Source organism: Verrucomicrobiota bacterium (assembly GCA_034440155.1).
Classification (GTDB): Bacteria; Verrucomicrobiota; Verrucomicrobiia; order JAWXBN01; family JAWXBN01; genus JAWXBN01.
Genome location: JAWXBN010000055.1, coordinates 1 through 9499, shown reverse-complemented (window position 1 = coordinate 9499; position 9499 = coordinate 1). Strand labels below are relative to the sequence as shown.

Here is a 9499-nt window from a genome sequence, read left to right as displayed (position 1 = left end):
TCAAATACATCAGCCCATATTAACGGCTTTTATCCGCATTGAATAGGGGGTAGGTCGCCACTACACGCCCTTTTCAAAAATGCCTCCCCTCAACATCAATGACTTACAAAATATTATCCCCAAAATTCACCCCAAAAAAACCGTTTTTCACCGCCAGTAGCGGAAGTCGGGTTAAAGACGGTGTTTTTTGATTTTGTCCTTATCCTCGCCTTGGAGTGTATTTTCGAGGATTTGATAATAGACTTTTTTGGCATTTTTTTCGGAGATTAGGGAGTCATCAGATCGGAGGGTGAATACTAGATTATAAGGGGTGGAAATATCTCTGGTATGGGATGTCCACCCGTAAACGGTAAAGGTGTTCATACCTGTAATCAGTTCCGAGGGCTGGCTGGTTACTTCGGAGACCTGCGAGTGTTTGGAGCCTTCACCCACTTCTTTAAGGGTTTTTTTGACCCCCTGTGAATCCCCTTGGAGCGTAAATGAAACAGAGCCGTCGGGATTATTATTGACCGTGCCGGCTAGATTATAACGGATGGCTGCCTTAAATATATGGGCCCTGAACCCGACCTTTTGGACGTCCCCTGTGGCTGTGCCGGTGACTGCGGAGAGTTTAATTTCACGGGCATTGAGGAGAGGGGACAGAGGGAGAAATAAACAAAAGATCAAGAGGATTACAGGTCTCATCATGGGCGCGAATTAGAACACCGGAGAGTGCTTCTTTCAAGCTGGAAAATTTCTGGTTTGTGAAAATGGCGCAAATTGCTTTAATGCGGGAATGGACGGGGCTGAAAATAAAACTATTATTTGTCATGGCTGTGACATTCTTAACCATATCCCCCCGTGGAATGGCCCTGGAAGGGTTAGTTGTGCCCGTTGTGGAGAGACTCTTCTGATGTGGAAGCCTGAGACGGTTAACCGGACATTATCATTTGCCGTCGCGGGATTATGCCTTGCCCTTTTATCGAATGCCTATCCGGTGCTCACATTTAATTTCAAGGGGAATTCAGCCTCGAATTTCCTGACGACCGGGCCTTTGCAGCTTATGAATGGGATTTATTGGCCGTTGGCTTTGATCATCCTTTGGACGAGCCTCTTTGCTCCGGCTTTTAAAATGATCGGTCTGACTTATGTATTGATCCCGGTGAAATTCGGCTGGCGTTTTCCCGGTGTGACACGGGTTTTTAAATATACACTCACCTCCGGAAAATGGTGTTTGATTGAGGTTTATGCAGCGGGAATCCTCGTGGCCATTACAAAGCTCGACGAGATGGGTTCTACGGAAATGGATATGGGTGCCTATATCCTTTTTGGCCTTTTTCTTTGCTCGATCCTAGCGACAAAATGCCTCGATCGGGAGTTTATCTGGGAGAAACTTGTGAAACTCCAGAAAGCAAAGCCATGACTACCGGGACCGAGCTAGGAATCGTTAAATGCATGGTTTGTGAGGCGGATAACCGTTGGCCGACGAATTTCCGGAAGGGAGACGTTTGTCGTTGTTACCGGTGTGGGGAGAAAATACACCACCGCAAACCCAATTCACTCCACCGGACGTGGGCTTTTGTGATAGCGGGATTAATCCTTTATTTACCGGCAAACCTTTTTCCCGTGATGACCTTGACCCTTACGGGGGATGTCCAGCCATTAACCGTCTGGGGCGGGGTGATGGAGCTTTACGATTCCGGAATGGCCCCCGTCGCCGGTCTCGTTTTTTGTGCGAGCATCGTGATTCCACTCATGAAATTAGTCACATTGCTCTATCTCTTGATCATGCGTTCATCCACCCGTTACTCCCGCAAGGACCGGGCTTATTTGTATAGGGCGGTAGAGATTGTCGGGGTCTGGTCGATGGTGGATATCTTTTTGCTCTCGATTTTGGTGGCTCTAGGACAGCTTGGCGTTTTGGCGACCGTCATTCCTGACGTGGGAGCTGTGGCTTTTGCATCGGTTGTGATACTTACCCTTTTTGCTGCTGATTTCTTTGATCCAAGGTTGATTTGGGACAAGGAAACCGCTTAATTCAGGATCAGCATGAGCGAAGATATCCCTCCAAAACCAACACAAACCCCCGGCGTGGAAACTTTTAGCGAGGTTCCCTTGGCTGTTATTGAGGGGAAACGCCACTTTTCTGTCGTATGGATTATTCCTGTGATTGCCATTTTTGCGGCTGCTTGGCTCGTTTACCAGACTCTCTCTAAACGGGGGCCATTGATCGAGATTACCTTTACAGATGCGGGGGGGATCGAAGCAGGGAAAACAATGGCAAAGTACCACGGGGTAGAGATCGGGACGGTGAAGTCATTGGAGCTATCCAAAGACCTGTCTTTTGTGAATGTCAAACTCCAGCTCTTTAAACATGCTGAAAACTTAGCCAAAGAGGGGAGTAGTTTCTGGGTCGTGCGCCCGCACATTAGCTTAGGAAAGGTCAGTGGTCTTGATACCCTTGTTTCAGGGGTGTATATCGGGGTGGTTCCGGGAGAAGGGGCGGAAACGACAAGCTTCAAAGGCCTAGAACGTATTCCCATGATCCGGGCCGGCGAACCCGGACTAAACCTCTTTCTTAATGCCAAACATGCGGGTTCGATCAGTGTAGGTTCTCCCATTTATTACCGGAGGATTGTCGTGGGTTCAGTCCAGGATATCGAATTATCCGATGATATGGATCAGGCGATTATTGAGATTTATATTGAAGAAAAATATCAAAAGTTGATTACTCAAAAAACTTCATTTTATAGGACCGCCCGTTTGGAAGTCATCGCAGGCCCGGGGATGCTTAATGTTGATCTGGATTCCCTGGAGTCACTGATCCAAGGAGGTATCGGACTTGATCATTTTGATGATGGATCCCATGCCGCCCCTGCACATGATAATGACAAGTTCACTCTTTATAACACCCGTTACATTGCCGAGAATGCGGGGCTCTATGTGGATCTTTACTTTGAGAATTCATCTGGGGTGAATCCCGGGCGTACAATTATCAAACACCAGGGGTTGGTTGTTGGGGTTATTGAATCCTTGGATTTTGACGGTTCACTCAACCGCATTAAGGCACGAGCGACAATCAGGTCCGAAGCAGCGGATCTCCTCAAAGGTGGAGCGCGGTATTGGTTGGTGCGCCCCAAAGCGGGTTGGGAAGGGGTGACCGGGGCTGATACCCTTTTCAGCGGAGTATATCTTGAGGCCATGCCCGGAAGCGGGGAGGTAAAGGAATCCTTTAAAGTCACGGATTGGGCAGTGACTGACGGGATCACGACTGAGAATCCTGATGGACTGCTGGTGAAGCTTTTGTCTTCAAATTTAAAAGTCGTCGAAGGGGCTCCTGTTTATTATAAAAATGTCCCCGTGGGCCGTGTCGTGGGGATCGGACTGACAAAAGATGCCACCAAAGCTGAAGTTAAACTCCTGATCTATAAGGAATACAGCCATCTTGTCCGGGAAAATTCCGTCTTTTGGGATTACGGTGGGGTGAATGCGAACTTCGGATTCTTGGGCATGGGCGCGAGCTTGAGTATCTCCCCACTGGAAGCCCTTGTGGCTGGCGGGATATCTTTTGCCACGCCTGAGGACCCCACACTCGCACCCATGGCTAAACCTGGCCAAAAATTCATCGTAGCGGATAAACCCCAGCCGGAATGGCTGAAGTGGTCCCCGTCGATTCCTGCTAAATAAGATCGATCGAAGTGAGGCTCATGACTCTGCCTAAATGGGGGGATATCTATTTTTGGTGTCATACGACTAGCGTCTTTTCAGGTGGTGTCCTATTGATTCACTTGCGCAAATGGCTATTTTTGCGAGATTGGATGGATCTATGAATCGAAGTGAACATCCTTTTACGAATAAACTCGTCCATGAGACGAGTCCTTATCTTTTACAACATGCCCATAACCCGGTGAATTGGTTTGCTTGGGGACCTGAGGCACTTGAAAAGGCGAAGGCGGAAGATAAACCGATCCTGCTTTCGATCGGTTACTCCGCCTGCCACTGGTGCCATGTCATGGAGCATGAGTCTTTTGAAAACGAGCAAATTGCTGCGGTGATGAATAAGCTTTTTGTGAATATCAAAGTGGATCGGGAGGAACGCCCCGACCTTGACCACATCTATATGCAAGCCGTCCAGCACATGACCGGACAAGGAGGCTGGCCATTAAACGCTTTCCTGACACCGCAAGGGATCCCTTTTTACGGGGGGACATATTTCCCCCCAGAGAGCCGTTACGGGCGTCCGGGATTTGGCCAAGTGCTTGAATCTGTCGCCGCTGCTTATCGTGATAAAAAGGGGGATTTGGTTAATCAAGGCAAAGGGCTTATTGAAGAGATGGGCCAGTTTTTGAAAGCGGAACCCTCTCAACAGGTATTTACCCGCCCGGTCCTCGATCATATCGCCCAGCAAATCGTCAAACAAATCGATCCGTACCATGGAGGCTTCGGGAATGCCCCGAAATTCCCTCAAGCCATGACGTTAATGTACCTCTGCCGGTATATCCACCGGACGGGTGATGAGACCGCCCGGCATCACCTCGGATTGTCATTGGACAAGATGGCCATGGGCGGGATGTACGACCAAGTCGGCGGGGGGTTCTGCCGTTACTCCACCGATGCAGAGTGGCTCGTGCCCCATTTCGAGAAGATGCTTTATGATAATGCGCTCTTGAGCCGTTTATACCTTGAGGCTTGGATGCTCACCGGAAACGGGTCCTACCGCGCAATTTGTGTGGATATCCTCGACTATGTGCTCAGGGAGATGACTTCACCCGAAGGAGCCTTTTACTCGACACAGGACGCCGATAGTGAGGGGGTAGAGGGGAAGTTTTTTGTGTGGAGCAAAGAAGAATTCGATAAGGTGATCGGGCCGGATGATGCCCCTTTGGCTTCTGAATATTTTGACATCACGGATCATGGTAACTGGGAACACTCAAATATCCCGAACCTACACAAATTGCCTGCGCAATTTGCTGCGGACAAAGGCCTCGATCCGGTGCGATTTGCGGCAAAGGTGCTGCAATGGCGTAGTAAACTTTTTACTGTCCGGGAAAAACGGGTGAAACCCGGACGTGATGAGAAAATCCTCACGGCATGGAATGGCATGATGATGGCGAGTTTCGCCATGGCCGGGCGTTTGCTCGGGGAAAATAAATTTACTGCGGCTGCGAAGGCCAATGCGGAATTCCTCTTAAAACATTCGCGGCACGGGAATAACCGGCTCCATCGTAACTTTAAAGACGGACGGGCCACATTGAACGGATATCTCGAAGATTACGCTCTGGTCATGGACGGTCTGGTGGAGCTCTATCAGGCGACATTTGAGGAAGAATGGATCGTGGAGGCCGTGAAATTTGCGCGGGTGACCGATGAACAATTTGCTGACAAGGAAAAGGGGGGGTATTTCTTCACTTCAGAGGATCATGAAACATTGATCCAGAGGCCAAAGGAACTCGACGACAATGCCACTCCTTGTGGGAATAGTGTGGTAGCGGTGGTTTATCAAAAGCTCGCGCTCCTTGCGGGTGATCCCCATTTGGGTTTTTCAGCCGACCGTTCACTCAAGCTTGTCCGGGAGTTGGTTTCCCGTTCACCCACATTTTTTGGTAATTGGCTTTGTGCCGCCGAGTTTTTCGCATCAAAACCACGTGAGATCGCCCTTGTCGGGACAAGGGAAGGCATCGCTGGATTTGAAGATGTGCTGAAGGGGAAATTCGCCCCGTTTGCCGTGGTCGCCGCAAAGACATCGGCGGATAAGAGCCGTTTACCATTGCTGGGTGATAAGGAGTTTTTCGAAGGTAAAGCGGTTGCTTATGTGTGTGAACAATTTGCCTGTCTGGAGCCTTTGGTGAGTAAGGAAAAGTTTGCAGAATCTCTGACGCAGGTTTAAATTATTGATAATCACACTTGTCAAGAAAGGTGGTAATGTTTTCACTGACTAAACAAGAGCAATTACTCATCGCTGTCATCATATCAGCCGGGATTCTCGGAGGATTAGTGATGATTTGGCGGAATTCACGGCACGGAACTGAACACCTAGACCAGCAAACTATCTCGGAAACCGCAAAGTATGAAGAAAATTAGTTTCAGTGAAGCATTAGAGATTATCCTTACCGAGGATACGCGGTACAGTGAGGAAGCTTATGAATTTGTCCGAGAGGCACTGGATTTCACCTTAAAGACCCATAAAAAAGATAACAAGGATCCTAACCGTCATGTGACGGGGCCTGAGCTCCTCGACGGTATCAGGTCTTACGCCTTGGATGAGTTTGGGCCTATGTCGCGGACCGTGCTGAGTTTTTGGGGGATCCTTAAGTGTGATGATTTCGGGCACATTGTTTTTAATATGGTAGAGAAGGGGATTTTAGGGAAAACTGACACCGATAAAGTCCAGGATTTCTACGGGGGCTATGATTTTACCGATGCTTTCGACACACCTTTCAGGCCAAAGTCAAAGGCAGCTCCCAAGACAAAACGAAACAAATCGCCCGCCCCCGGTGTTCACTCCGATTAACCGGAGGGTTTTGAAAAATCATGACAAAGTATTTTTGGAAGGTTCTTACTTTATTTCTTATCGTCATCATCGCGGTGGTGATATTTTATTATTTTAACAAAACTTCACCAGAGGGATCGCAGCGTATGTCGTCAAATGAATCTAAGTCGTCTGAAATAAATGTGCCGCCGTTAGGAGCCCGTTTGATTGTCTTGGAGAATGGACTCTCCGTCATCATCAAGGAAGACAAGAATGCCCCTGTAGTATCCGCCCAGATGTGGGTGAATGCCGGGAGTATTACCGAAGGTAAATGGCTCGGGGCCGGGATGTCACACATTCTTGAACACATGCTTTTTAAGGGGACGACTAAGCGCTCGAATTCCCAAATCGCCCAGGAAGTCCAGGATCAGGGGTGCCAGATAAATGCCTATACTTCATTTGACAGGACGGTCTTTTATATCAGCGGCCCGGCTGCGGCATGGGTGACGATGACCGATGTGCTTTTTGATGCGATGGAAAACTCTACCCTGCCCCCGGACGAATATACCAAGGAGCAAGAGGTGATCCGTCGTGAGTTCGCGATGGGATACGATAACCCTGACCGGATGGCCATGGTCCTGATGTTTGAACAGGCCTATACCCGGCATCCTTATAAGTTTCCCGTGATCGGGCATATTGACGTGTATAACCAGCTGACACGGAATGATGTCATGGAGTATTACAAAAAAATGTATATCCCCCAAAATATCACCTTTGTCATTGTGGGGGATGTGGACAGCCGTGAGGTCGAGGAAAAGGTCCGGGAGCTAGCCTCCAGCTGGAAGCGGGGGCCGCTGCCGCCGCTACCCATCGAGGCTGAGCCAGTGCAGCTGAGTATGCGCGAAGTCAACCAAGAGACGAATGTCCAGCTGACTCGTTTGAGTATGGTTTATCATATCCCTGATCTCACAAATCCTGATGTGCCGGCGCTGGATGTCCTATCCTTGATTCTCGGGCAAGGGCGTAGTTCACGATTATACCAGGAGATCCGTGAGAAAAAAGAGCTGGTTAAATCCATCAGTGCTTTTGCTTACACACCGGGGCATCCCGGCCTTTTCGGGGTGGCAATGGTTTGTGAACCCGACAAGCGGGCGGCTGCTCAGACTGCTGTCCTATCCATGATTGATGATTTAAAGGTCCACCCTGTGACCGACGAAGAGCTCGCCAAAGCAAAAAAGGCTTTTGTCAGTGGGGCTTTGGGCGGGAGGCGTACTGTCGAGGGTATAGCGGCGGAACTCGGCAGTAATTACTTTTCGACAAAGGATTTGGATTTTACGACGGGTTATTTGGAAGACGTCCAGAAAGTCACGGCTCAGGACATCGTCCGGGTCGCAAAAACTTATCTGAATAAAAATAATCTGACAGTTACCTCCCTTAATCCCATCGGGTCATTGGCCAAAAAGGCGGTTGTTTCAGATACGTCAGAGCGTTCTAAGGTGGAAACATTCACCTTGTCCAACGGGATTAAACTTTTAGTGTGCCGTGATACCAGGGTGCCTTTTGTGACATTTCGTGCGGTTACCCTCGGAGGGTTACTCTCAGAGACTCCCGGAAATAACGGGATAGGCAAGTTGCTCGGGAAAATGATCCTGAAAGGCACTCAAAAAAGGTCAGCAGAGCAAATTGCACGGGAAATCGAGAGTGTGGGCGGCGATATCGGGGCTGATAGCGGGAATAACTCCTTTTCTTTGAGTATGGAGGTTTTAAAACCCGATTTCGATCTCGGCCTGGATATTTTTGCTGATGTTTTGATGCATCCCGCATTTCCTGAGGATGCGCTTAAACGCGAAAAGTCCGCGCAACTTGCGGAGATTAAAGCCGAGCAGGAACAACCGATGGTCATCGCGCGCAATTTGCTCAATCAAAATATCTTTGGGGCACATCCTTACGGGATGAAAGCTAATGGCAGCGAGGCGACCGTGTCCGTCATCGACCGGAAAAAACTCCAGGACTTTTATCAATCCATCGTTTTTTCCCAAGGCCTCGTCATAGCAGTCTTTGGTGATATCGATCCGGCGGTCGTGAAATCAAAGATGGAAATCGCCCTCAAGGGCATGCCAAACGGGAAGGGGACTGTGAGGAATATACCTCCTTCCGCCCCTATTGATAAGCTGCGTGATGTCAGTAAAAAGGTCGATAAAGCTCAGGCCATCGTTCTTTTCGGGTTTAACGGGACAGATGTCAAATCCCCGGATCGTTATGCCCTCGAAGTCATCGAAGAGGCAAGCTCTGACCTAGCTTCCCGGTTCTTTATCCGGATCCGTGAGAAAATGGGGTTAGCCTATTTTGTCGGAGCGCGTCAATTCCTCGGGCTCGAGCCCGGCAGCTTTGTTTTTTATGTCGGCACAGATCCTAAAAAAGTCGATGCTGTCAAAAAAGAGATGCTTGCAGAGATTAAGAATCTGGCTCTAAAAGGGCTCACCCCCGAGGAGTTCAAGCGCGCAAAAGCCAAACTCATCGGAGCCCAGCAATTGGGTAATCAGAGCGCGTCCACACTCGCTTATAAAACGGCCTTGAATGAACTGTACGGGCTAGGCACTGATTTTGAGGGGAAATACGCGGATAAGATCAATTCATTGACCCTCGAAGAAGTGAATGCCGTGGCTGCAAAATATCTGAATACCGATCATTTTGTAAATGTCGTGGTGTCTCCTTAGGTCATTTTTTATAAAAAAAAAGGTGATTGCTCCTATTCCTCCGGCGGGGATGGGTAATTACTCTTGTCGGGGTTATCACTTTCAGGAATGCTCGTAACCATGATAAAACGCCGGACGGTCATGTTGATGGGATGCACGAGTGATGCGGGGAAATCTTTTCTCACGACTGCTTTGTGCCGTATTTGAGTAACCAAGGCCTCTCGGTGGCACCGTTTAAAGCCCAAAACATGAGTAATCAGGCGGCGGGCACCCCTGATAGCCTCGAAATCGGGCGTGCCCAGTATCTCCAGACCATAGCCGCCCGTGTGATTCCTCAGACGCGGATGAACCCGGT

The 9499-nt window shown here is 49.1% G+C and carries 9 protein-coding genes and 1 pseudogene; 8 read left to right on the top strand and 2 right to left on the bottom strand.

Features of this window, described 5'->3' with window-relative positions:
• Window positions 1-171 precede the first annotated feature (171 nt).
• Window positions 172-687 carry an acylphosphatase gene (locus SGI98_05930; GenBank protein MDZ4742941.1) on the bottom strand — a complete coding sequence of 172 codons (516 nt, stop codon included), beginning with the start codon at window positions 685-687 and terminating at the stop codon, window positions 172-174.
• 205 nt (window positions 688-892) lie between these two features.
• Between SGI98_05930 and SGI98_05925 the strand changes: the two genes are divergently transcribed.
• The 7 genes from SGI98_05925 to SGI98_05895 all read left to right on the top strand — a co-directional run bounded on the left by SGI98_05925 (window position 893) and on the right by SGI98_05895 (window position 9165).
• Window positions 893-1402 (top strand): paraquat-inducible protein A, encoded by a 510-nt coding sequence (locus tag SGI98_05925; GenBank protein MDZ4742940.1) that lies wholly within the window; start codon window positions 893-895, stop codon window positions 1400-1402.
• A complete protein-coding gene (locus SGI98_05920; GenBank protein ID MDZ4742939.1) occupies window positions 1399-2016 on the top strand; it encodes a paraquat-inducible protein A in 618 nt (205 codons plus the stop codon). Before SGI98_05925 ends, SGI98_05920 begins: the two co-directional genes overlap by 4 nt.
• A 12-nt stretch (window positions 2017-2028) precedes the next feature.
• Complete coding sequence (locus SGI98_05915; GenBank protein MDZ4742938.1) at window positions 2029-3666, top strand: MlaD family protein; 1638 nt, start codon at window positions 2029-2031, stop codon at window positions 3664-3666.
• A gap of 139 nt (window positions 3667-3805) precedes the next feature.
• Complete coding sequence (locus SGI98_05910; protein ID MDZ4742937.1) at window positions 3806-5866, top strand: thioredoxin domain-containing protein; 2061 nt, start codon at window positions 3806-3808, stop codon at window positions 5864-5866.
• Window positions 5867-5901: 35 nt separating this feature from the next.
• Window positions 5902-6060: a hypothetical protein gene (locus SGI98_05905; protein MDZ4742936.1), complete on the top strand. Its 159-nt coding sequence runs from the start codon at window positions 5902-5904 to the stop codon at window positions 6058-6060.
• On the top strand, window positions 6047-6490 hold the full coding sequence (locus SGI98_05900; protein MDZ4742935.1) for a hypothetical protein: 444 nt from the start codon (window positions 6047-6049) through the stop codon (window positions 6488-6490). The genes SGI98_05905 and SGI98_05900 overlap by 14 nt, the downstream gene beginning before the upstream one ends.
• A gap of 125 nt (window positions 6491-6615) precedes the next feature.
• Complete coding sequence (locus tag SGI98_05895; protein ID MDZ4742934.1) at window positions 6616-9165, top strand: pitrilysin family protein; 2550 nt, start codon at window positions 6616-6618, stop codon at window positions 9163-9165.
• Between the two features lie 32 nt (window positions 9166-9197).
• Here the strand turns inward: SGI98_05895 and SGI98_05890 are convergent, their stop codons facing one another.
• Window positions 9198-9329, bottom strand: coding sequence for a hypothetical protein (locus SGI98_05890; protein MDZ4742933.1), 132 nt, complete (start codon window positions 9327-9329; stop codon window positions 9198-9200).
• Between SGI98_05890 and SGI98_05885 the strand changes: the two are divergent.
• Window positions 9286-9499 (top strand): annotated as a pseudogene (locus SGI98_05885) (cobyric acid synthase). The gene SGI98_05890 and the pseudogene SGI98_05885 sit on opposite strands and share 44 nt — an antisense overlap.